This is a genomic window from Cytobacillus eiseniae (assembly GCF_017874625.1).
GTDB lineage: Bacteria > Bacillota > Bacilli > Bacillales > Cytobacillaceae > Cytobacillus > Cytobacillus eiseniae.
Map to the genome: position 1 here is coordinate 1 of NZ_JAGIKZ010000015.1, position 23472 is coordinate 23472.

At 38.6% G+C, this 23472-nt stretch carries 24 protein-coding genes; 11 read left to right on the forward strand and 13 right to left on the reverse strand.

Annotated elements, in window-relative coordinates:
* Positions 1 to 128: 128 nt before the first annotated feature.
* From J2Z40_RS12770 to J2Z40_RS12780, 3 genes are read right to left on the reverse strand one after another with little or no spacing between them, the layout of a single operon-like run.
* Entirely contained in the window at positions 129 to 1124 is a 996-nt protein-coding gene (locus J2Z40_RS12770; RefSeq protein WP_066398503.1) for an ABC transporter ATP-binding protein, read from the reverse strand.
* A gap of 17 nt (positions 1125 to 1141) precedes the next feature.
* The gene (locus tag J2Z40_RS12775) at positions 1142 to 1948 is read right to left on the reverse strand and encodes an ABC transporter permease (RefSeq protein WP_066398504.1); all 807 of its coding nucleotides are present in this window, start codon (positions 1946 to 1948) and stop codon (positions 1142 to 1144) included.
* Positions 1949 to 1951: 3 nt separating this feature from the next.
* A complete protein-coding gene (locus J2Z40_RS12780) occupies positions 1952 to 2755 on the reverse strand; it encodes an ABC transporter permease (protein ID WP_342590336.1) in 804 nt (267 codons plus the stop codon).
* Between the two features lie 183 nt (positions 2756 to 2938).
* Between J2Z40_RS12780 and J2Z40_RS12785 the strand changes: the two genes are divergently transcribed.
* Together J2Z40_RS12785 and J2Z40_RS20165 are read left to right on the forward strand one after the other, a co-directional pair.
* Positions 2939 to 4297, forward strand: coding sequence for a YjiH family protein (locus tag J2Z40_RS12785; RefSeq protein ID WP_066398508.1), 1359 nt, complete (start codon positions 2939 to 2941; stop codon positions 4295 to 4297).
* 778 nt (positions 4298 to 5075) lie between these two features.
* The gene (locus tag J2Z40_RS20165; protein ID WP_209795154.1) at positions 5076 to 5216 is read left to right on the forward strand and encodes a hypothetical protein; all 141 of its coding nucleotides are present in this window, start codon (positions 5076 to 5078) and stop codon (positions 5214 to 5216) included.
* A gap of 126 nt (positions 5217 to 5342) precedes the next feature.
* Here the strand turns inward: J2Z40_RS20165 and J2Z40_RS12795 are convergent, their stop codons facing one another.
* Both J2Z40_RS12795 and ybaK read right to left on the reverse strand, forming a co-directional pair.
* Positions 5343 to 6443: a PRK06851 family protein gene (locus tag J2Z40_RS12795; RefSeq protein ID WP_066399624.1), complete on the reverse strand. Its 1101-nt coding sequence runs from the start codon at positions 6441 to 6443 to the stop codon at positions 5343 to 5345.
* A gap of 89 nt (positions 6444 to 6532) precedes the next feature.
* Positions 6533 to 7018 carry a Cys-tRNA(Pro) deacylase gene (gene ybaK / locus J2Z40_RS12800; RefSeq protein ID WP_066398513.1) on the reverse strand — a complete coding sequence of 162 codons (486 nt, stop codon included), beginning with the start codon at positions 7016 to 7018 and terminating at the stop codon, positions 6533 to 6535.
* A 279-nt stretch (positions 7019 to 7297) separates the two neighbouring features.
* Between ybaK and J2Z40_RS12805 the strand changes: the two genes are divergently transcribed.
* Complete coding sequence (locus J2Z40_RS12805) at positions 7298 to 8719, forward strand: PAS domain S-box protein (protein WP_066398519.1); 1422 nt, start codon at positions 7298 to 7300, stop codon at positions 8717 to 8719.
* 374 nt (positions 8720 to 9093) lie between these two features.
* Here J2Z40_RS12805 and J2Z40_RS12810 read toward each other — a convergent pair whose 3' ends face one another.
* The 5 genes from J2Z40_RS12810 to J2Z40_RS12830 form a co-directional block, all read right to left on the reverse strand.
* Positions 9094 to 10131: a ketopantoate reductase family protein gene (locus J2Z40_RS12810; RefSeq protein WP_066398522.1), complete on the reverse strand. Its 1038-nt coding sequence runs from the start codon at positions 10129 to 10131 to the stop codon at positions 9094 to 9096.
* 307 nt (positions 10132 to 10438) lie between these two features.
* Positions 10439 to 11242, reverse strand: a complete 804-nt coding sequence (locus J2Z40_RS12815; protein WP_066398527.1) for a DUF817 domain-containing protein — start codon at positions 11240 to 11242, stop codon at positions 10439 to 10441.
* A 34-nt stretch (positions 11243 to 11276) separates the two neighbouring features.
* Entirely contained in the window at positions 11277 to 11498 is a 222-nt protein-coding gene (locus tag J2Z40_RS12820) for a helix-turn-helix domain-containing protein (RefSeq protein ID WP_066398530.1), read from the reverse strand.
* Positions 11499 to 11508: 10 nt separating this feature from the next.
* Positions 11509 to 11991 (reverse strand): DUF2975 domain-containing protein, encoded by a 483-nt coding sequence (locus J2Z40_RS12825; protein WP_066398532.1) that lies wholly within the window; start codon positions 11989 to 11991, stop codon positions 11509 to 11511.
* A gap of 196 nt (positions 11992 to 12187) precedes the next feature.
* On the reverse strand, positions 12188 to 12676 hold the full coding sequence (locus tag J2Z40_RS12830; RefSeq protein ID WP_066398534.1) for a PaaI family thioesterase: 489 nt from the start codon (positions 12674 to 12676) through the stop codon (positions 12188 to 12190).
* Positions 12677 to 12821: 145 nt separating this feature from the next.
* Between J2Z40_RS12830 and J2Z40_RS12835 the strand changes: the two genes are divergently transcribed.
* The 5 genes from J2Z40_RS12835 (at position 12822) to J2Z40_RS12855 (ending at position 17935) form a co-directional block, all read left to right on the forward strand.
* Positions 12822 to 13553, forward strand: a complete 732-nt coding sequence (locus tag J2Z40_RS12835) for a DUF4230 domain-containing protein (RefSeq protein WP_066398537.1) — start codon at positions 12822 to 12824, stop codon at positions 13551 to 13553.
* A 440-nt stretch (positions 13554 to 13993) separates the two neighbouring features.
* A complete protein-coding gene (locus J2Z40_RS12840) occupies positions 13994 to 15160 on the forward strand; it encodes an MFS transporter (protein WP_066398539.1) in 1167 nt (388 codons plus the stop codon).
* A gap of 223 nt (positions 15161 to 15383) precedes the next feature.
* A complete protein-coding gene (locus J2Z40_RS12845) occupies positions 15384 to 16106 on the forward strand; it encodes an ABC transporter ATP-binding protein (protein WP_066398541.1) in 723 nt (240 codons plus the stop codon).
* Positions 16103 to 17209: an ABC transporter permease gene (locus tag J2Z40_RS12850; protein WP_066398543.1), complete on the forward strand. Its 1107-nt coding sequence runs from the start codon at positions 16103 to 16105 to the stop codon at positions 17207 to 17209. The genes J2Z40_RS12845 and J2Z40_RS12850 overlap by 4 nt, the downstream gene beginning before the upstream one ends.
* A gap of 78 nt (positions 17210 to 17287) precedes the next feature.
* A complete protein-coding gene (locus J2Z40_RS12855; protein ID WP_066398550.1) occupies positions 17288 to 17935 on the forward strand; it encodes a TetR/AcrR family transcriptional regulator in 648 nt (215 codons plus the stop codon).
* A gap of 97 nt (positions 17936 to 18032) precedes the next feature.
* Here J2Z40_RS12855 and J2Z40_RS12860 read toward each other — a convergent pair whose 3' ends face one another.
* From J2Z40_RS12860 to J2Z40_RS12870, 3 genes are all read right to left on the reverse strand, one after another.
* Positions 18033 to 18827 (reverse strand): AAC(3) family N-acetyltransferase, encoded by a 795-nt coding sequence (locus tag J2Z40_RS12860; protein WP_425351407.1) that lies wholly within the window; start codon positions 18825 to 18827, stop codon positions 18033 to 18035.
* A 111-nt stretch (positions 18828 to 18938) separates the two neighbouring features.
* On the reverse strand, positions 18939 to 19127 hold the full coding sequence (locus J2Z40_RS12865) for a hypothetical protein (protein ID WP_066398560.1): 189 nt from the start codon (positions 19125 to 19127) through the stop codon (positions 18939 to 18941).
* An 85-nt stretch (positions 19128 to 19212) separates the two neighbouring features.
* The gene (locus J2Z40_RS12870) at positions 19213 to 20265 is read right to left on the reverse strand and encodes an NAD(P)/FAD-dependent oxidoreductase (RefSeq protein WP_066398562.1); all 1053 of its coding nucleotides are present in this window, start codon (positions 20263 to 20265) and stop codon (positions 19213 to 19215) included.
* Positions 20266 to 20457: 192 nt separating this feature from the next.
* Here J2Z40_RS12870 and J2Z40_RS12875 point away from each other — a divergent pair, with 192 nt between their 5' ends.
* From J2Z40_RS12875 to J2Z40_RS12885, 3 genes are all read left to right on the forward strand, one after another.
* Positions 20458 to 21384 (forward strand): iron-hydroxamate ABC transporter substrate-binding protein, encoded by a 927-nt coding sequence (locus J2Z40_RS12875; RefSeq protein WP_066398565.1) that lies wholly within the window; start codon positions 20458 to 20460, stop codon positions 21382 to 21384.
* A 72-nt stretch (positions 21385 to 21456) separates the two neighbouring features.
* The gene (locus J2Z40_RS12880) at positions 21457 to 22467 is read left to right on the forward strand and encodes a FecCD family ABC transporter permease (protein ID WP_066398568.1); all 1011 of its coding nucleotides are present in this window, start codon (positions 21457 to 21459) and stop codon (positions 22465 to 22467) included.
* Positions 22464 to 23471, forward strand: a complete 1008-nt coding sequence (locus J2Z40_RS12885; RefSeq protein ID WP_066398570.1) for a FecCD family ABC transporter permease — start codon at positions 22464 to 22466, stop codon at positions 23469 to 23471. The genes J2Z40_RS12880 and J2Z40_RS12885 overlap by 4 nt, the downstream gene beginning before the upstream one ends.
* The last annotated feature ends 1 nt before the right edge of the window (position 23472 follow it).

Here is a 23472-nt window from a genome sequence, read left to right on the forward strand (position 1 = left end):
TGGCTATCGAAACGACGCTCACTTATTTCTTCGACTTCGCTTAGAAACTGGGCGTTAATTTTGTCATCCCCGACTTTTGGTGATGAACCAATAATAATAAAGAATTGAATTTTTTACCATCATTTCTTTTAGGCCTTTAACGGCTCATATCCCTCCTGATAAATACGGCTAATAATCGATTCAATCGCCGGTTCTTCTACCGTCAAATCTTTAATACTATGAGTCTTCGTAATTTGGGCAATTAAATCAGAGGCAGATACTTCATCACGGTTAAATTTAATCCAGCAGCGGCTGCTTTCTTCTTTACAAACTTCTCCACCGAGTAGTTGCAGACGCTCTGCAGATTCTTCCAAATCGACAATAAGCGTACGGATTTTCCCAAACCTTTCCTTAATCATTGCTATTTCTCCATCATACACCTTCATGCCATGGTCAATAAGAATCATCCGTTCACAAAGCTTTTCAATATCCTCCATATCATGGGTCGTGAGGATAACAGTAATATTGCGCTCTTGATTAATTTCCTTAATGAATGTGCGCATTCTTTCTTTTGCCACAACATCCAGACCAATTGTCGGCTCATCAAGAAAGAGAATCGGAGGGTCATGCAGCAAAGAAGCCGCAATATCAGCCCGCATCCTTTGCCCAAGAGACAATTGCCTAACAGGAGTGTTCAGAAATTCATCTAAGCCAAGGATTTCGGTAAACGTAGCCATATTCTTCTTATACCGCTGATCAGGCACTTGATAGATCGCCTTTAATAGCTCAAAGGATTCTATGGTTGGCAAATCCCACCACAGCTGTGATCGTTGTCCAAACACAACACCGATGCTTTTCGCATTCTCCTGTCTATTTTCATATGGCACAAGTCCATTCACTTGCACACGCCCAGCACTTGGAACAAGAATGCCCGTCAGCATTTTTATCGTCGTTGACTTTCCTGCCCCATTCGGTCCGATATAGCCGACAATTTCTCCTTCATTAATTGAAAAACTAATATCATTAACCGCTTCCTTTTTTATATACTCCCGCTTCACTAGGCTTTTTAAAGCACCCTTCATCCCCGCTTCCCTTTTTGCAATCTTGAACTCTTTTCTTACATTCTCTACTTCTATAATCGGCATCTTTGCTTCCTCCTCATTTACGAGCCTGCACTCTTATACCGGCTTAATCCAAGCATCCACACATAATAGGAAAGAAGAAAGAAAACGAGCCCTACTAGTGGGGAGAAATAGCCGATATTTGCTGGAAAAAATGGTGCATCTTTTTCTAAAATTACAGCTGCGGGAAAATAGTTTACAAAGCCAAATGGCACGATAAACGCGGCAATCCATTGGACAATTTTCGGATAAATGACCAATGGATAGTTTGTTAAATTTCTTGCTGGATACATGACAACCCAGTAGAACTGCTGAGACTTTGTTGTCCAAAAGGCAATCGCAGAAATCAGTACGAGCATGCCTCCTTGGATGAGAATGCCCCCAACAATGGATGCAAGTAAAAACAGCACCTTTCCAATCGTCCAGCCAATATGTAATTCAAAGCTAACCCAGATAAAAATAAAAATACTAAAAATAAACTGCCCAAATGAAGCAACATCAAACTTCATCGACATGAAATGAAAGAAGGGATTAATCGGCCGAACTAGAAACCGGTCAAATGTTCCATTCAAAATGTAAGTATCGAGACTGCGAAAATGTAAAAATAAAACTACGCAAAATCCCCATGACAATATGGCAATCGCATAAAGGAAAAGCATTTCATAGAAGTTCCATGAACCGAGCATCTGAAACTGATAGAGCATCACCCACATCGTCACCGCTGTCCCTGTATACGCTGTAACGAGACCAATAATCCTCATAATAAAGGCAAACCGATATTGCATTTGTGCCCGAATTCCTGCTGAAACTAACTTAAAGTAGAGATTCACATATTTAACAACAGCCATTTCTTATCCTCCTTGTACAACTACTTTAAGTGAGGCCTTATGCCAAACAAATCTTAAGAGGAAGAAGCAAACGAATACCCAGAAAATCTGCAAACCGATTGAAAGCAAGATTTCTCCTCCAGCAATTTCCCCGATAAAAATGGCATTTGGTATGTAATAGATTCCTTGAAACGGCAAATAGACAGCAATATTAGCTAGCCACTCAGGAAAAAACCAAAGTGGAATAACAGAGCCCGAAAGTAAGGACATCGCAAAGTAAAAAACATCTTCAATTCCTCCCGTTTCCACTAAAAAGAAGGAAAGCAAACCGAAGGCCATTTCAATGCAATACCGGATCAAAAATCCAATAAAGGCGGCAACTATGAAAATTACCCAAGTCCATAAACTCGTAGGAAGAGCAAAGTCCATCACAATAAATAGGATCGCATAAATAGGCAATAATGCGGTGATTGCATAAAAAGCTACACTTCCCAAATCAGCAAATAAATAACGTAAGGGAACATTAAACGGTCTCATTAATTCAAGTGCAATATCCCCTGTCCGTACCTTTTCTTGGATTTCCCATAAGGGGGTTCCTGCACCATTTACTCCTGTAAGAAATTGACTGACGACAATATATGTAAGCATGGCCTGAAAGCTAATGCCACCTGCTTCTTCCCTTCCTGCATATAAAGCTGTCCAGATTGACCCCCACATAAGAAGAAAGATGAGGTTGGATCCTAGTCGTGACCATACATCAAACCGATAAACAGCTGAGCGAAGGAATGCCTTTTTTGTAAAAGTCCAGTAAATATGAAAGCTTTGCACCTGCTCACCTCTTTTTTTGATTATTACGTATTTTAACATAATTTGTTTTTTAAAGGTATCCTAGCATTTCAGTTCCTTTTAATAGACTGAAAATAGCGACTTTGCGTGGAAGGATTGGCATTTTCATTATTATGCATTAAAATGAATTTTGGTTTATAAATATAAATAGTAAAGGTGATTACTTTGTCAGATACAGCTAGAAAGAAAATAACATTCATTGATTTATTAAAATTTCTCCTTCCTTCCTTAATCGGAATTAGTCTATTTATGGTTCCAATTACATTTAATAGTGAAATGACAATCCCAATTGCTATTCTCTCAGGATCTGTTCAGAATCTACTTCACTCATACTTACCTGCAATCATGACGGTTATCATTGTTTTGACGCTTGCTGGTACTATTTTTACAAAGCTTTTTAAACCGGCATTTATTATGAATCGTCCTTTTTTCAATAGTTTATTTAATGTATCTACTATATGGGTTGCTGCAAGAATATTTGGTGGCTTCTTCGCTATTTTGACACTTTATCAAATTGGCCCTCGGTTTATTTGGTCAGAAAATACAGGGGGGATGATTTTAAATGATTTGCTTCCTATCCTCTTTTCTGTATTTCTATTTGCAGGCTTACTCTTGCCGCTGCTTTTAAACTTTGGTTTATTAGAATTCTTCGGCTCGATGCTAACAAAGGTTATGCGTCCAATTTTCAAGCTGCCAGGAAGATCTTCGGTTGATTGTATTGCTTCATGGCTTGGTGACGGGACAATCGGTGTCCTCCTTACGAGTAAACAATATGAAGAAGGCTATTACACGAAGAAAGAAGCGGCTATCATTGGGACAACCTTCTCTGTCGTTTCGATTACATTTAGTCTTGTTGTTATTTCTCAAGTTAACTTAGAGCGATTGTTTGCTCCCTTCTATGCAACAGTGACAATCGCTGGGTTAATTGCTGCGATTATTTGTCCAAGAATTCCTCCGCTATCAAGAAAACCAAATACGTATTTTGGAGGAAAAGAGAGCGAATTAGATGAATCTATTCCAAAAGGATATAATGCGTTTAGCTGGGGAATAAGTGAAGCAGTTGCGAAGGCTAAAGAAAATCAAAGTGTTAAGAAATTCCTTGAGCAAGGCTGTAAAAACATTTTGGACATGTGGATGGGTGTCGCACCAATTGTGATGGCACTCGGTACAATTGCACTCATCATTGCAGAATATACACCTGTTTTCAAAATTCTTGGGCTGCCATTTATCCCATTACTTGAATTGATGCAAGTCCCAGAAGCAAAAGCAGCGTCTGAAACATTCATTGTTGGATTTGCTGATATGTTCCTTCCATCAATTATTGGTGCATCCATCGAGAGTGAAATGACTCGCTTTATTATTGCCTGTACATCTGTTACCCAGCTTATTTATATGTCAGAGGTGGGTGGACTTTTATTAGGATCAAAAATTCCTGTATCGATGAAAGACCTATTTATCATCTTTATCGAGAGAACACTCATTACGTTGCCAGTCATCGTAATCGCTGCACATATTCTCTTTTAATCTTAGAAATAAAAGGCTGTTTCGCAAACGAAGTCGTTCTGATCATCTGAGAACATTCGAAAGAAACTTATTGAATCAGTGTCATAAATCAATAAGTTTCTGTTTGTTATTCAATTCCAAATTATTGCGGACATGAAGTACGTTATTTTCATAAATCATGCTATTTTGGAGAGTTTTCGGACACCAGGTATGCTATTTGCTACTAATGAGGTAAAAACAACATCTTTTCGGAAAATAACGGAATATATGTCCGATAAGTTTGCAAAAGTATGGTTATTGAAGCAAATAGCGGAACGTGTGCCCGATTCATTATGCATAATGGGCAAAGGCTGATTTCTGATCGATGTTGCTCCCTTTCCTTGGAGATAATCTCAGCCGTCCCAAGCATCTAAGCAAAACATTGGGTAGGCCGGCACCTCACAACGGAAATGTGAATGCATTTTCTTTGTGAGGGATGTTTATCCAATAATCTTTTAATAAAAGCCAAATGAAAAGACGGGCCCCTAGGAGTCCGTCTTTTCATGTCCATACACTTAGACACATTGGAAAGAGCTAATGCGATTAAGGTCTGTTCCGTAGAAGACCCATCGATTGCCTCTCCAACGCCAGCCTGCAACGGATGTTCTCCCTACAAAGGTTGGGAAGAACCAGAAGCTCCGGCCATTTTCAAGCCAAATAAACGTGAACCTACGCAAGCAGCTCCTAATGGCTCCAGGATCGACCGCAAATGCGGCGAAATTAGATTGCTGCATTTGTGGTGTAAAGGATGGTGGAGGAGATGATGGTGGTCCATCTTGCTGTTGCCCATGACTATGGCTTTGTCCATGACCTTGGTGAGTATTCTGCTGACCATGTCCAGGTGGGAAGCCTGGAGGAAAGCTTGGAAAGCCTCCCGGAAATATTCGAGCATCAAATGTAGGATTTACATAATTAATGGGATGTGAAAACGGATAATTTCTGTCATTCATAAAAATGATTTCCCCTCTCTTCATGCATTCCATTTAATGTATGCCAAATGCCCACATTTGTGTTTGACTGATTGTATTTATTTCATTTCAGATGCGATCGATGAAATTTCTGTTCGAATGTTATTTTTCAAATGATCAACGACTGTAAAGTCCATTGCGTTGATATAAATAGCTTCTAATTGATCACGCTGTGCTTTTGCTTGTGCTAAATAGGAAATGGCCTCTTTCATTTTCTCTTTATATTGGGCACTGACTTCTTTAATTTGCTCAGCAAAAATTTCATCTGTACCTGGTGACACAATCATTTCATACGTATCAATAATTTCATCCCCTGCGCGAGTAGGAAAATACTCATGGGGACTCGTACTATCAAAGATGGCTAAGCCAAGTTCACGGATGATCAGCATATCCAGACTATGTGGATCAAAGCCGCAATGGTATATTTCAATGTCAAAGCCACGTTTTTCTGCCTCGTCTGCCAGCTTTTTCAGCATCGTTGACTTCCCAGTGCCAGCTCGCCCTTTAATAAAATACCGTTTTGGTAAATCCTCTGTCAGATTAGGAACAAAATCAACAGCCCCATTCGGTGTAGCAGCCCCTAAAAAGCGATGGCGTACATCTGCTTGCTTATTCAAATGCAGGTTGCCGAAAAATGCCTTCAGCAATTTATTTGTCAGCTGGTCGGCCTTGCCAAAATCCATATTCTCATAATAAATTTTTTCCCATCGATCATGTATTTTTAATGCTTCTGCAAATTTGCTATACGCTGTTTCAAAGGATTGACTGACCTGTTGACTAATTTGAATAATTGCTTCTTTTTGTACGGCTAATGCTTTGGAATCCCATGCTTTACCAAGATTCACATATTCCTCAATTGCTCCAGGTGCCTTTGGCTCAATAACATGTGGAGCTGTTCCATCAACAATCCCTACTTTTAAAGCAGGAATAATGACTCCATCAATTGAGTCATTATCTGATGAGCAATGAAGATATTCTAAATCAAATCCTTTATCCGCCCATTCTGATCCAATTGCCTTCATTAGCGATGACTTTCCAGTACCTGGCCCACCTTTTAAAATAAATAAACGATCAAGACCTTGAAGATTCGATTCATATAAGCTATAAAAGCCACGGGCTGTATTTCCGCCGGCAAAGTAATTTTTAATTTTTCCAGCCACATTTACACGTCCTTTCCCGTTCATTCCCTGAATAGTTTTCACCCTTACGATATGCAAATAGGCATTCATAGGTGAATGCCCATTTGCCGCTAATCCTTCCATTTGACAAGCTCCATTAGCTTCGCACCAATTACAAGCTGCAAATCCTCTATATTTAGTTCCATTTGCATGCCAATCCTTCCACCGCTGATGATGATCCTCTCCAACTTCGCAGCTTCTAGGTCAAGAAATGACGGATATTGCTTTTTCATTCCAACAGGTGAGCACCCTCCTCGAATATAGCCTGTCAGCCTTTGAATATCCTTAACAGCGATCATCTCTACTCTTTTTTCTCCTACCGCCTTTGCCGCTTTCTTCATATCCAGCTCATCCCCAACTGGGATAATAAATACATATACTTGTTTGCTATTCCCCTCTGCAACAAGTGTTTTATACACTAACTTTTCGTCTTTATTTATTTTTTGAGCAACTGATACACCGTCGATTTTCCCATCCTCGTTTTGATAGGTGAGTATTTCATAAGGAACTTTTTTCGCATCAAGAATACGCATTGCATTTGTTTTTCCTTGAGCCATTGTCATACCCCTCTAAAAAATATTTCTTCTATTTTACCATTTCCAGATTAGATGGCGAAGGAATATTCCTAATGAATATTGACATTAAATATTATTATAGAATAATAATAGAAGAAATAGTTTTAAAAAAGAGTAATTATAATTTGAAAATTACGACTTCAAATCTAGAAAAAATGCTATTATATGAAGGAGAGAATCTTGGTCAAACCGAGATTGGTCATCTACATACAGATAAATGTAAACGATTGCCTTAAAACAACATATGAGGGGTATATATGAATGCTGGAAAAGATAAAATTAGATCATCCGCAATTATTTATCCAAGCCTTTGAGAATTCTGCAATTGGAATGGCATTAATCACATCAAATGGGGGAGACTTATTAAAAGTAAATCAAGCGCTTTGCCAGATTCTTAGTTATGAAAAAAGTGAATTACTTACATTAAACATTAAGGACATCATCCATCCTGAAGACTCCGCACTTGATTTACATATTATTCAAACACTACAAAGTGGAGAGCAGCATTCTTTTCTAACAGAAAGACGATACATACATAAAAATGGGCACACAATATGGGCGCTCATGAGCGTTTCCTTAGTACGAGATCAACAGGGAAACCCTTTATACTATATTAGCCAAATACAAGATATTACAAATAGAAAACTAGCAGAAGAAAAGCTCCGTGAAGGGGAAGAAAGATACCATCGAATTGTTGAAGAATCACCAGATGGTGTCATCATTATGAAAGAGGAACGATGTCTTTTCATTAACCAGACTGGCCTCGAGCTGCTTGGCTTAAAACAGAAACGAGATATAGTTGGAAGACCAATCTATGACTTTGTTCATCCAGATGACCATGAACGCTTAAAGCAGCGAAATATGCAAAATGAATTAATTGGACCGATTGAGAAACGATTTATTCGTATGGATGGAAAAGTGATTGATGTCGAATTAAAAACGATTCCTACTATCTATCAGGACCAGCAAGCTGTCCATGCCATCATCAGAGATGTCAGCAATCAAAAGCAGACGAAGGATTTAATTATTAATTCAGAGAAGTTGAAGATCGCGGGACAATTAGCTGCTGGAATTGCACATGAAGTTAGAAATCCATTAACTGCGATTAAAGGGTTCTTTCAAATGATGGAAAAGGATTTAAAAGAAAACCAAATGTACTTCGATGTGATTACATCAGAAATCAATCGCATCGAGACCATTTTAAATGAACTTTTAGTGCTCGCACGACCACAAGAAGTAAAATATGACTTGAAAAATATCGATACCATTGTTAACCATGTCATTACCTTGTTAAAAACACAAACCAATTTAAATAGCATTGAAATCGTTAAGAACATCGAACCCAATTTACCTCCCATTAAATGCAATGAAAATCAATTAAAACAGGTCTTCATCAATTTTTTACAAAATGCGGTAGAATCCATGTCAACCGGCGGACGGATATCGATTTATATTCGAAATCAGGATTCAGACTCCATTTGTATCCAAATTATTGATCAAGGCTCTGGCATTCCAGCCCATCTATTGAATAGAATTGGTGAACCCTTCTTTACAACAAAGGAGCATGGCACAGGTTTAGGCATTATGATCTGTAAGAATATTATTGAAGAACACCGCGGGAAGCTCTCCATTGAAAGCTCACCAGAAGGCACACAAATCGAAATTTCCTTGCCAATTGTGTGAAAGTGATTTAGAGAGTTTTAGCCCTTTGGTAAAAATACCGCGCGGATTGGTTTGAGCAACTGAGCCGATAAATAGGCGGAAAATCTCCGCTTATTTCGAAATTATTAGTAAAAAGGCCGTAAATAAGCGGATAAATTCCGCCTATTTCCTTTAAAAACCTAAAAATAAGGGGTGTTTTCATTGAATAAGCGGAAAATTTCCGCCTATTTCACCCTAAATGAGCTTGATTCTGTATTTAACCGGAAAATTTCCGCTTATTTTGCTATTGCATGTTATTTTACAAGTCATTAGATGATTAAAACGCAGAGAATGCTCTCTGCGTTTTTCTATGTCATTAATATTAACCTTATGAATTCGATTTTTCCACCTTAGACCTAAAAATCTGTTTTTAGTAATTCCTCAAAGTAAGTGAGGTTATCTTCAAATTTAGGAAGTTTGCCAGTCTCTTCTGCCTGTCTAACAAGTTTAACAACTAACTGATTAAATGGAGTTTTCACACCATTTGGATTCCCTGTTTCTGGAATCACCCCGTTAATTTCGCCAATTTCTGTTTTTCTTCCTTTTTCAAGATCTTGTAGCATACTTGCTTTTAGAAGTGCTTGTGGTTTTAATGCTTGTCGCAGAATAGCCATTTTTTGTGGTACTTCTGTTTCATCTTTAATTTCAAAGATATTGAAGTTCAGTCCTGCCATTTCTACAAATTCTACACCGATTGAATGACCTGCTTTAATTGTTTCATCAGCTAATCGTGCTGCTGCTTCTACTGAAATATCGTTGTCTATAATATCACCATACGTACATCCTAAAGCAGCTGACATCCCACTCATTGCCACATTCACTAATAATTTTGTCCATTTTGTTCCGACTAGATTTGTTGAAATAGACGTGCTGCCAACTACATCTAAAATCTCTTTCACTTTATTTACTCTTTCAGTCACTAAACCATCTAATTCACCGATTTGGAAAGCATTTTGTTTAAAGGCCTTTTCCTCCGTGGTTAAGGATGATTCGCCTGGGCCAATCCAAGTGGCTCCAAACTCAACTGAACCACCGATCACTCTTTCTTTGCCAACAAGTGATGCCACTGTTTCTTCTGGAACACCATTTTGTAATGAAAGTACAATGCTCTCTTTATGTAAAAATGGTGTTAAATTTTCAAGAACAGATTTATTAAATGTTTGTTTCGTCAGCAATAATACTAAATCATAAGATCCTTCCATTTCAGAAGGAGTAATTGCTTTCACTCGCGTTGTAAAATCAACTGTGCCAGAAACTTTCGCCCCTGTTTCATTTAATGCATTCACATGCTCTTCGTTAACATCAATTAACACTACCTCTTGATTTCCTTTTGAAAGGTATGCTCCAATAATTGTTCCTAAAGAACCCGCACCCAAAATAGCTATTTTATTCATCGACAAAACCCTCTCTGAAAAAATTTGTACAATAGTCAACACGGTTAATAGGCTGATTAAAAACGTTATTAAACAACCGCTAACCGCTTTATATCCATACTTTATCATGTCAGTTAAGAAAGTACCAATATATGCGAATACAAATAAAATACAAAGTTATCAAAATTCCAGATGCTTTGTTTAACATAATCAGCTATTTCCTATTATTATATGAAAATAAAAAAGCAGACCAATTACGATGCGAATTAGTCTGCTCGTATTACCGATATTAGAACCTGCTAGTTGTTAATGGAAAATACATCTGTGCTCATTGCTGTTTTTCCTTTTTTGTCAGCTTTAATGTCGCAACGATAAGAAAGCTAACAATAACTAGTAAGAGCCATGAACTCACCTTTCCTAGATGGACAAGGCTCCATGCATCGGCTTGGTTTGGATATTCCCAAGCCCCAAAAAATGTAGCAATATTTTCAGCTACCCAGATGAAAAATCCGATGAGCACAAAAGAGAGTGCAATCGGCATGCGATAATTTGTGCCATTCACTTCGTATTCGACCCATGATCGCCAAAAGACAAGAAGGACAAGACCGGATAGCCACCAACGTATATCGATCCAGTAATGATGGGTGAAGAAATTCAAATAAATAGCAGCAGCAAGTGGCACAACGAGCAAAAATGGAGGCCACTTCACTAGTTCAACCTTCAATCTTCTCCACGCCTGACAAAGATAACTCGCAACACTTGCATACATAAACCCACTATACAAAGGCACACCAAAAATCTTGCTATATCCTTCCTCTGGATAAGACCAAGAGCCCATATGTACCTTAAAAAGTTCAAGAGCTAGCCCAATTAAGTGAAATAATGTGATCACCTTTAATTCATCCCGTGTTTCAAGTCCTGAACGTACCATCAACCACTGCATCAGAAGGCAAATGATAAGCAGCCAATCATACCGTGGCAAGAACGGAAGTGGCATAATTTTTGTCACAGCCAAAGAAGCAAAGATGACGACTGGAAACAAACAGGATAAAGCCTGCTCCCATCCAAAATGAACAAGTTGTATCAGTGCATGCTTGCTTTTCTGTCTCCCTTTTTGCATGACTAAATCCATTAACAGCTCCCCCTTTAGTGAAATAACGGAAAAATTATTCTTCGGTATCTTCATCACTTCGATATTCAAGAATATCACCAGGCTGGCAGTCTAATGCCTTGCAGATTGCTTCTAAAGTAGTTAATCGAACGGCCTTTGCCTTGCCATTTTTCAATATAGAGAGATTCGCCATCGTGATGCCAACTCGCTCTGAAAGTTCTGTTACACTCATTTTCCTTTTCGCCAACATGACATCAATATTGATTATAATCGCCATTTTCTTCACCTCAGACCGTTAAATCATTTTCTGATTTTATATCAATTGCTTCTTGTAAAAGTTTTTGAAGAACAGCAGCAAAGACTGCGATTACCAACGATGCAAAAGGCACGACCAACCCAACAAAGATGAGACCAGGTGCATCATCGATCTCTGCAAATACATAGAAGAGTGGCAAAATAAGTACATGCAAGCTACTGATTGTAATGGCACAGTATTTAATTTTCTTTAAAGCATTTACAGATATTTGCGAGAAAGCATGATTCCTGTCAATATAGCGTAAAAGGTTGAATGCCTGATACAATGCAAAATAAAAAGGGATCGTCGATACATAAAAAACGAAGAAAACGAAATATTTTACATAAGAAAATGATGGAAGCATTTCCGCTGCAACATTCCCGATCTCAGGCACCAAGAAGATGCACATAACAAGAATAGGAATGCCAATAAGGATAACAGCTATCTTCAAAAATAGCGTTGACACTTGTTTCATAAAAAAAGCACCTCACATATTGATTGTTTTTTTTATTCTATCACATATTTTATCGATTTACGATAAAATATTACTGATTTAAACAATATTATTGTTGTTAATTTTAATCCCAAGTAAAAAAGAGCATTCTTCATTATGAAGAAATGCTCTTTATATTCAACATCATCTTAGAAAAAAGGAATAGCCGCGTCCTTTTTTATTCTCCACCTTTAGCAAATGAACTTGGCATGACTACCGCAACAACTTCCCCTTTTGCAACAATCTTCTCGTTCGCAAATACTTCAGCATCTACTTTCCACTTCTTCGGGTGAATTTCAGTTACGATCCCAACCGCCCTTAATGGCACGCCATGTGGGGTTGGTTTCACAAAGTCAACCTTCAAGGATGCCGTTACAAAACGTGGCGGTTCAACCCCATCTCCAACCTCATGGCCATTTTTACGATGCAAAGCCAGTGCTGCAGAGCCTGTTCCATGACAATCAATCAATGAAGCAATTAATCCTCCATATACAAAGCCTGGAATCGCCGTATGCTCTTCCTTTGGTGTATAAATGGTTAATGTTTGCTCCCCTTGCCAGCCTGTTCGAAATTGGTGTCCTTCCTTATTCATTCGGCCACATCCATAACACCAAGCAAAATCCTCTGGATAAAAATCCTGCACCGCATGTACTACTTTCTCCTCCATGTTGAATCCCCCTTTTTTGAATAGTATAACATTTATAATAATTTAATAGGAAGATGTTGTGAACTTTGCCTAAAATCACAAAAGTAGATTGAAATGTTCTATAATAAAAGATATTCTTTCTATCATTAAAAAGGAGGACCCATCTATGAAAACTAGAAGCGAGAGAAAAGCTGCACAAGAAGAAATTCTTGCTGGCAAAAAGGAAACAGCTGCAGCGATAGCGATGGAAACAAAATATAAACCTCGTTTCTCCATTCCATTTCTAAGCTCTTTCTTAAAAATACGAGTGTTATTGATTGCTATTATTCTATTTCTTGCTGGTAGCTTAGGTGCCTTCACTTACTATAAACTATTTGCTGGCAGTACCTTCAAAAGTGAAACGATATCCATTGTTGAAAGTGTTCAAGAACTAGCGACATTGGCTACCGCTCAAGCGGTTGTGACAGCCATTATAAAAGAAGAAGATAATAAGCTTTTTAATAAAGAACTAAATGTGAATTTCCCTGGTACAAAACGAACGACCTTATTAATTGTTCCAGCAACTGTATTAGCTGGTGTTGATTTACAAATGATTACAGATAAAGATATTGTAATCGATGAAGACAGCAAGAAAATCACCATGACGATTCCACATGCGACCATGCTCCAAGACCCTTCCATACAAATGGACAAGATACAAACCTACTCGGAAGAAGGGCTATTTAGGAGTGAAATGAAGTGGGACGAAGGCTTCGATCTTACCGCTGCTGCCCAGAAGCAAATTATAGAGGAAGCAATGGAATTGGGGTTGCTAGCAAAAGCAGAGGATAGTGCAGTCAAAGTGCTGACCCCGTTTTTTCATCAGCTTGGTTACGAAGCAACGATTCAATTTAAATAAAAAGCCATCATATAAAGCAACGCGTCAATTGAATTTGATTCGTTGCTTTTCCTTTCTACATTTCTTCTGCAACAGCATGGCCAGCTACTCGCCCTTAGAATAGACAGCCTCCAACAAAAAGTACCTTCTAATGCGCGAGACCCATGGATTCCACCCCCACCAAATCCTGCGAACTCACCTGCTGTAAAAAGTCCTGCAATTGCTACACCTGAATCATTTCATACTCGTCCTTGTGTTTTGCTGCATGCACTAGACTGATGAGACTTTTGCTTGTTATTAATAACATAATTGTTGGTTACTCAATTTATTAGGACGATCTTTTCCCCTTATCGATTCTCTTTAACCTTGGGTCCCTTCATTTTTATTTACGATCAAGCTAATGGTATAATTTACATGACATTCAATGATACTAATGCTATTTAAATGGAGTGAATTTAATTTTGGAAACAAGAAGGGCTTTACCTATTTTATTCGCAATTATGTTTCTTGTAATGGTAGGGTTTGGAATTATTATTCCTGTCATGCCTTTTTATGCAGAGGAAATCGGCGCTACACCAACTGAATTAGGATTATTAATGGCTGTTTATTCACTAATGCAATTGCTTTTTGCTCCGATGTGGGGCAGGGTTTCTGACCGAATTGGACGAAAGCCTGTAATTATGATCGGGATCGCTGGACTTTCTTTATCTTTTTTCTTAATGGCCGTATCTTCACAGCTCTGGATGCTTTTTGTAGCTAGAATCATCGGTGGCATTTTGTCCTCAGCTAATATGCCAACGGTTATGGCCTATGTGGCAGATATTACTTCAGAAGAGGATCGCGGAAAAGGAATGGGGATTATTGGCGCTGCAACTGGTCTTGGCTTTATTTTCGGACCAGCAATCGGTGGCATTTTCTCTAAGTCAAGCTTACATATTCCTTTCTATATCGCAGGCGCCTTCTCATTGCTCACCTTTTTCTTTGTGTTATTTATTTTAAAAGAGTCACTCACTCCTGAACATAGAAAAGACCAAACGAGAAAGAAGACTTCCATCCTTAAAGCATTTAATGGTCCTGTCTCAATCTTGTTTATCTTGCAATTGTTTGTTTCTTTATCATTGTCAGGACTTGAAGCAACCTTCGCCTATTTTGCTTCTGAAAAAGCAGGCTTAGGTGCTGTTAAGCTAGGCTATATTTTTATGATTATGGGATTTGCTTCAGCTATCGTCCAAGGCGGGTTGGTCGGACGGTTAACGAAAAAGCTTGGCGAGGGATTTGTCATTCAGCTTGGTATTCTTATTTCTGCCCTCGGTTTTACCTTAATTCTATTCATCAATAGCTTTACAACCGCAGCCTTGTTTTTAACGATATTCGGAATTGGCAATGGCTTTATTCGACCAAGTATTTCTTCCTTATTAACAAAGCGATCAGGAACCGGGCATGGCAGCACAACCGGGCTATTATCTTCCTTCGATTCACTCGGGAGAATTGCTGGTCCTCCATTAGGCGGATGGCTCTTCTCGGTCGCTATCGGAATGCCTTATTTTTCAGGAATCGTCCTGTCTTTTGTTGCTTTGCTTTTATACCAAGTATATAAAGTGAAAGCTAGGCAGGTGGAAGTAAACTAACGGTTTGTTTACTGTTTCTTTAGCAGCTTATCTTTAGTTTCGGTCATCATGAATCGCTCATGATGGCCGATTTTTATTTTCCCTTTTGATTTTCTGCCTCTTGAACACTTATGGCTACCGATTTCGAACCTCATGAATAAATAAATTTTTATTGACCTTATGTTTGTTTGCTTTATAATAAAAGTGAGTAATCACTCACTTTTATTATAAAGGAGGCTTTCTTATGGCTTCAACGATTGTCATTAAAGATGTAAGCAAGAGCTATGGCAAAAAGATTGTATTAAATCAGATCAATTTAACAGTGGAATCAGGGCAAATATTTGGTTTGATTGGGCCTTCTGGTTCAGGAAAAACAACCTTAGTAAAGATGATTGTTGGAATGAACCGTCCGTCACATGGGGATGTACATGTATTAAATACCCTTGTTCCAAACTTAAACCTGATGCAGAAAATTGGTTATATGGCACAAGCTGACGCATTATATGGAGATTTAACAGGAGAAGAAAACCTTCGTTTCTTTGCCTCCCTTTTTAAATTGAAAAAAGAAGAGCAAAAAGTACGAATCAACTATGCAGCAAATTTAGTTAACCTTACTGCCCATTTAAAAAAGAAGGTGCAGGACTATTCGGGTGGAATGAAACGACGATTATCTCTTGCCGTTGCCTTGATACAGGATCCTCAAATTCTTATATTAGACGAACCTACCGTTGGGATTGACCCTGAGCTAAGGCAGTCTATATGGACAGAAATCCGCCGATTGAAAACAACTGGAAAAACAATTTTGATAACGACACATGTAATGGACGAGGCAGATAAGTGCGACCGGCTCGCAATGGTTAGAGACGGCGAAATTCTCGCTAGTGGAACACCTGCAGAATTGAAGGAACAATACAATATTACGAGTCTAGAAGAAGTATTCTTGAAGGCTGGAGGAAAAAAAGGATGAGAGTATTAGCTTTAGTCAAGCGGATTTCCCAACAAATGATACGTGATAAGAGGGCTCTTGCACTTATGATGGTTGCTCCACTACTAATCCTTACTCTGCTTGATTATTTACTAACTAGTGAGACAGTCACTCCTAAAATTGGTGTCGCTCATGTAGACGATATGCTAATCGAACAATTAGAAGAGATGGATATAGCTGTTCTGACATACGATGACATAGAGGATAAGGAGCAAATCATCATCGACAAAGAGTTGGATGGATTCCTTCGAATGGAAGATGACAACATTCAAATCACATTAAAAAATGCCAATCCCTCCACTGCAAAGGCATTACAAATGAAGATCCAGCAAGCAGTTGCTGCTGTAAGCGCAAAAGAACAGGCAAATAAATTATCTCTATTCATCCAACAAATACAAGAAAAGGCACCTGGGAATTTAATAGAGCTAGAACAAGGAAAGGCACTAGAGATCGATACAGACTATATATACGGCAAGCAAGACACTACCTTTTTTGATCAGCTAAGTCCAATATTAGTCGGCTATTTTGTCTTCTTTTTCGTCTTTCTTATTTCTGGAATTGCTTTATTGCGGGAACGAACAACGGGCACACTTGACCGGTTGCTGGCAACTCCTATTCAAAGGAGAGAAATTGTTTTTGGCTATTTATTAGGGTATGGGCTATTCGCGATCATTCAAACGATTATTGTTGTCTTTTATGCAGTTAAAGTTTTAGATATCACACTGATTGGCTCTCTGTGGCATGTGATTTTAATTAATTTGACGATTGCTTTAGTCGCCCTATCACTAGGGATTCTTTTATCCGCATTCGCCAATTCCGAATTTCAAATGATGCAGTTTATCCCCATTGCAATCATTCCACAAATCTTTTTTGCAGGGATTTTCCCTGTCGAAGGAATGGCAGACTGGCTTCAAGTCATCGCAAAGGGAATGCCCATGTATTATGCCGGAAATGCATTAGTAGATGTGATGTATAAAGGATTAGGGATAAGTGATATTCAATATGATTTACTCATCCTCTTAGGCTTTGCCATCGTCTTTATTTTGCTAAATATTGTTACATTAAAGAAGTATAGGGACATTTAAACCGTTTATTCACTTTTCCATTTTCGTCTGAAATAGATTAAAATAAATGTATGAAGAATGGAATTAAAGGAGTAAATAATGTCTGAAGAAGAACTATTGATCCAACAACTGTTTGATGAAGAAAAATTAACCGATAAGCAGAAAAAAATCATCGTTGCCGCTATTGAATCTTTTTCAGAAAAGGGGTATTCTGCCACATCAACGAGTGAAATCGCTAAGAAAGCTGGGGTAGCAGAGGGAACCATTTTTCGGCATTATAAAACAAAGAAAGATCTGCTGCTATCGATTGTTGCCCCTCTTATGACCAAAATGATCGGTCCAATAGTAGTGAATGATTTTAACAAAGTGCTAGACCGTCAATATGATCGGGTGGAGGACTTTCTAAAGGCGACAATCGAAAATCGCAGAGAGTTATTAATAAAATTGCTGCCGGTTATTAAAATCCTTCTGCAAGAAATCCCTTTCCAGCCAGAATTAAGGGAATTATTTCTTGAACAAATTGCTAATAAAATATTTGAACGGGTTTCCATTATTATTAAAGGCTATCAAGAAAAGGGAGAATTAATTGAAATGCCTCCTGAATCTGTTGCAAGACTAGCGATTACAAGTATACTTGGCTACTTATTTTCACGCTACATCCTCTTCCCTCATATCGAATGGGACGATGAACTCGAAACAGAGCGCACCATTCAGTTTATTATGCATGGGCTAGGGAAAAAGGAATAAACAATAAAAAAGTCCAATTTTGTTGGACTTTTTTATTGTTTCAATTATTGCTCTGCTTTGTCAGCCACTCCCTCGCAAACTCAATGAGCGGTCGCTGTTACATTAGCTTACATGTAGCTTTGCCAATCTTCGCTTCTTTTACAGGATAGAGATTTTCAAAATCCTTCCCTAAAGCAGCAAAACAGTCAGAGTCATACACGATTTCCTCAAATTCTCTCCAAACACGTGTATTATTTTCTACTAGTGCAGTACCCTTTTTAATCCTTTCTCTATTCGGGATTGCATGTTCAGCGAAATGCAAGGAAGTATTGCTGTCATGGTCTACACCTAATAATATAATATGCCCATCTAATTCATATATTTTTGCTAATGGAGACCGCTGGCCAAATCCTTCTTCTAGTGGCTGTTCTGAAAGGATATATTCGGCTTCCTTGCCCCATGCCGCAAAGGAATAAGTAGGATGCAAGCTCCTTATTGTTCCAGGGAAGGTTCTAAAAACCTCAACAATTTTCCCCATTCCTCTCGTTGGCGTTGTTTTCGGGTCATATGCCGGCATATTCTCACGGATGATTGGCCACCATTCCTTTGGAACAGGAGGCATTTGCCATTCAGATGGATCGGATATATCTGCTGTCTGTGTTGACATTACAATCGTTCCCTCAGAGCCAACTGCATCCATTAGCGCTTGAACAACTGCGACCGCTCCTCCACAAACCCAACCAAACGAACTTAGGGAAGAATGCACAATCGCAACCATTCCTTTTTCAAGTCCTAAACGTTGAAAATCCTTATGGAGACTCGCTCGTGTATGCGGTGTCTTCTGCTGCTTCATTACGTCTGCTTCTGTCATCCCCATCCCCCTGATCATCTCATTCAAAAAAATAAAGTCCATCGACTCTTCTCCCTTTAAAATGCTTTCGATATGTATAATTTATCATTATTTGTAAATGGCTAAAAGCACAAAAAAATCTGACACGAGCGAAGTGTCAGATTTAATCACCTTTTAAATTGGTTTGTTTGGCTGGTAGGTTGGCTGCTGATTCTTCGCTTGATTTTGAAAGCTTTTTGCTACTGCAGCCTGCACATCTTCATCCAAGGAAAATTCAGTATCTGCTTGATTGAATTGTCCTGCTTGATTTTGTGCGGCAATGACCTTTTCTTGTTCTTGAGCTTCTTTTTCCCTCTTTTTCATTTATATCTCTCCTTTTTATCAAAAGTACATATGTAGATTTCCCTAATAGAGGTACTTTATTCGAGGAGCAGATTTTTTGAAAAAGTTAACTCATCATTCGCTTAACTAATTCTCTGTTTTGCTTTTTGAACACTTCATTATGGGAAGATACCATTCCAAATTTATACGCATTAGGCTGAATAAATTGCTTTGCTTTATTCACAGCATTTACTGCATCCTGGAAGGCCCCTGCAATTAAATTGACTTTTCCTTCGTATGTTAAAATATCTCCCGCTGCATATAGACCTGGAACAGATGATTCACTCATTGCATTTCCAGATATATAATATTGATCAGCAATTGTAATGTTTAGATCACTATTATCAAGCAAGGCAGCATCCCGTTCAAATCCATGATTAATAATCACTTCGTCAATAGGCAAATAGCAAGCTTCTCCAGTTTCCATATTTGTAAGCTCTACACGTTCAATGACTTCATGGTTTGCATCCGCAATGAGCTTTGTAATCTCCGTATGGAAGAAGCATGTAGCAGAGCTGTTCAATAACTGAGTGACTTGTGCTTCATGTCCTTTTAATGCTTCTTTTCGATAAGTAACATACACTTTCTTCGCAATGGGTGCTAATTCATTTGCCCAATCGACAGCTGAATTTCCTCCACCTGAAATGATGACTGTCTTATCCTTAAAACGTTTTAAAGACTTTATTGTGTAATTTAAATTGGATACTTCAAATCTGTCTGCCCCTTCAATCTCAAGTTTAAGCGGATTCAAAATTCCTCCGCCAACAGCAACAATGACTGTTTTCGAATAATGCTTTTGACCTGATGCGGCATGCAAAATAAACGTACCTGATGCTTCATCACGAGTGATGGCTTGCACTTTTTCATTTAATCTAACGGTTGGATTGAATGTTAATCCTTGCTCGACAAGCTGTTCAATCAGCTTTGCACCAGGAATAGGCGTCATTCCGCCCACATCCCATATCATCTTCTCAGGATATACATGAACTTTTCCACCTAACTGCGGCTGATATTCAATCAGCTTTGTTTTTAATTCTCTAAGTCCACTATAAAAGGTCGAATAAAGCCCAGCTGGTCCACCACCAATTACCGTTACATCAAATAACTCCTGTTTCTCCATCCTTGCTCACCCCAAACAGTAAATGTTACTGATTATCATTCTCATTTAACTATATCCCCTTTTCATTATTTTCGCAATACAAAAATAACAATTGACAAATGTGAAAAATGGAATTATAGTTTGATTCGTAATCGATATTGATAATCATTATCATAAAATCTATGTGCTATTGAAGAAAAGGAGAACCGAATAATGAAGAATTTATTACTGCCATTCATGCTATTGCTCGTACTGCTAATGAGCGCTTGCAGCAATCAATCAACTGAACAAGAAAAAGAAGCTCCAAAAAAGGCAGAAAAAACAGCTGACACAATTACATATGAATCTGAAAACGGACCAATTGAAGTACCTGCTGATCCAGAAAGAGTAATTATGCTTTCAGGCTATACAGGAGATGTCATTCATTTAGGTGTAAATATTGTTGGTGTAGATGTGTGGTCCAAAAATAATCCAACATTTGCAGAGGAACTAAAAGAGGTCGAAGAAGTATCAGATGAAAGCTTAGAAAAAATCATTGAATTAGAGCCTGATTTAATTATTGCCGGTTCTACTAGTAAAAACATTGATAAACTAAGTGAAATTGCTCCTACCGTAACCTATACATGGGGAAAAGTAGATTATTTAACACAGCATTTAGAAATTGGAAAAGTTTTGAATAAAGAAAAAGAAGCGCAAGAATGGATCGATGACTACAAAGTCCGTGCAGAAGCAGCTGGAGAAGAGATTCGTGCAAAAATTGGTGAAGAGGCCACAGTAACTGTCATTGAAGGCTACGATAAACAGCTTTACGTATTTGGTGATAACTGGGCGCGCGGCACTGAAATCTTATATCAATCCATGAAGCTAAAGATGCCTGAAAAGGTAAAAGAAATGGCATTAGCAGAAGGTTACTACACATTATCTGCGGAAGTACTGCCAGAATATGCAGGAGACTATATTGTCTTTAGTAAATATGCTGATGCTGATAGCTCTTTCCAGGAAACCGAAACATACAAAAATATTCCTGCTGTAAAAAATAATCGTGTATTTGAAATGGATGGAAATGGTGCTTCCTTTACTGACCCCGTTACATTAGAAAAACAGCTGGCCTTCTTTAAGGAACATTTTTTAAACAACTAAATCTTTATTAGGAATTCTGTTTCTGAGGAATTCCTTTTCCCTTATTCTATGGAAAGAAATGATGAGGACTCTATGATTAAAGAATCACAACGCTCAATCCCATTTATAGTTAAACTAATTGCTGGAATCCTTCTATTTATAGTTATGTTTGTGATCGCCTGTGTTTTTGGTGCAGCAGATATTGCACTAAAAGATGTATGGCTAGCACTAACTTCCAATACGACAAGTGATAAGATTTCAATAATTCGAGAAATCCGATTACCTCGAGAGATTGCAGCTGTTTTCGTTGGGGCAGCACTTGCTGTGTCTGGTGCAATTATGCAAGGGATAACAAGAAATCCGCTTGCTGATCCAGGGTTGCTTGGATTAACGGCTGGGGCAAATGCGGCGCTAGCCATTTCGATCGCCCTTATCCCTTCAACTAATTACTTTTTAATTATGATTGCCTGCTTTATTGGCGCAGCTGTTGGGGCTGCTATGGTTTTTGGCATTGGCTCAATGAAAAAGGGCGGCTTTTCACCCCTTCGGATTGTATTAGCAGGCGCAGCTGTCTCTGCTTTTCTTTATGCAATTGCGGAAGGCATCGGAATCTACTTTAAAGTATCAAAAAATGTATCGATGTGGACAGCTGGCGGACTAATCGGAACATCTTGGGGGCAGCTTCAGATTATTGTTCCATTTATTTTAATCGGAATGATTGTTTCGCTTTTCTTCTCAAGACAGCTCACAATTCTTAGCCTAAATGAAGAAGTAGCCGTTGGACTTGGTCAAAAGACAACACAGGTAAAGATTGTTCTATTTATCGTTATTATTCTACTTGCCGGTGCTGCGGTTGCACTTGTCGGAAATATGGTTTTCATAGGGTTAATGGTCCCTCATATTGTTCGTTCAATGGTCGGATCGGATTATCGATTGATCCTACCAATGTCAGCTCTCATTGGTGCCTCGTTTATGCTCTTAGCGGATACACTTGGTCGTACCATTCACTCACCTTACGAAACACCGATTGTTGCGATTATTGCGATAATCGGATTGCCCTTCTTCCTGTTCATCGTCCGGAAAGGAGGAAAAGCATTCTCATGATACAGCCAGGGTTACTTAAAAAACAGCGAATTTTAGTCGCTTTACTACTTGCACTTATTTTACTTACAATCTTTATCGGTATGGGGCTCGGCTACTCATCCATATCCTATAACCGCTTATTGCCGATTTTATTTGGTCAAGGCACCTTTAAAGAGGAGTTTATCTTATTTTCGATTCGGTTGCCCCGAATCATTATTACACTATTAGCTGGGATGGCGCTTGCTTTATCTGGTGCCATTTTACAAGGGATTACACGAAATGATTTGGCTGATCCGGGAATCATCGGGATTAATTCAGGAGCGGGCGTAGCAATTGCTGTTTTTTTCTTGTTTTTCCCAATCGATGCCGGTTCCTTTGTTTATTTGCTGCCAATTGTCGCATTTGTTGGTGCTTTAATTACTGCGTGCTTAATATATGCCTTTTCATATAACAGAAAAGCTGGGCTCCAGCCTGTTCAATTAGTTTTGATTGGAGTAGGATTTTCAATGGCACTTGCTGGAGCAATGATTGTTCTCATCTCTTCTGCTGAACGGGAAAAAGTCGATTTCATTGCCAAATGGTTAGCAGGGAATATTTGGGGTACAGATTGGCCATTTATTCTGGCCCTTCTTCCTTGGTTAGTGATACTCATTCCCTTTACCTTATATAAGGCAAACCGTTTGAATCTCCTTAGTCTAAATGAACCTGTTGCCATTGGAGTCGGGCTTTCTATTGAAAAGGAGCGCATCATTCTGCTTCTAACAGCTGTTGCTTTAGCCGCCTCAGCTGTTTCTGTGACGGGCGGCATTACCTTTATTGGCTTAATGGCTCCACATATCGCAAAAGCTTTAGTTGGGCCAAGAAATCAATTATTTATCCCTCTTTCCATTCTGATTGGTGGGTGGCTGCTCTTATTTGCCGATACCGTTGGTCGTAACTTAGTTGATCCAGACGGGATTTCAGCAGGAATCATGGTTTCATTAATTGGTGCTCCTTATTTTATGTATTTATTATTGAAAAAATAAG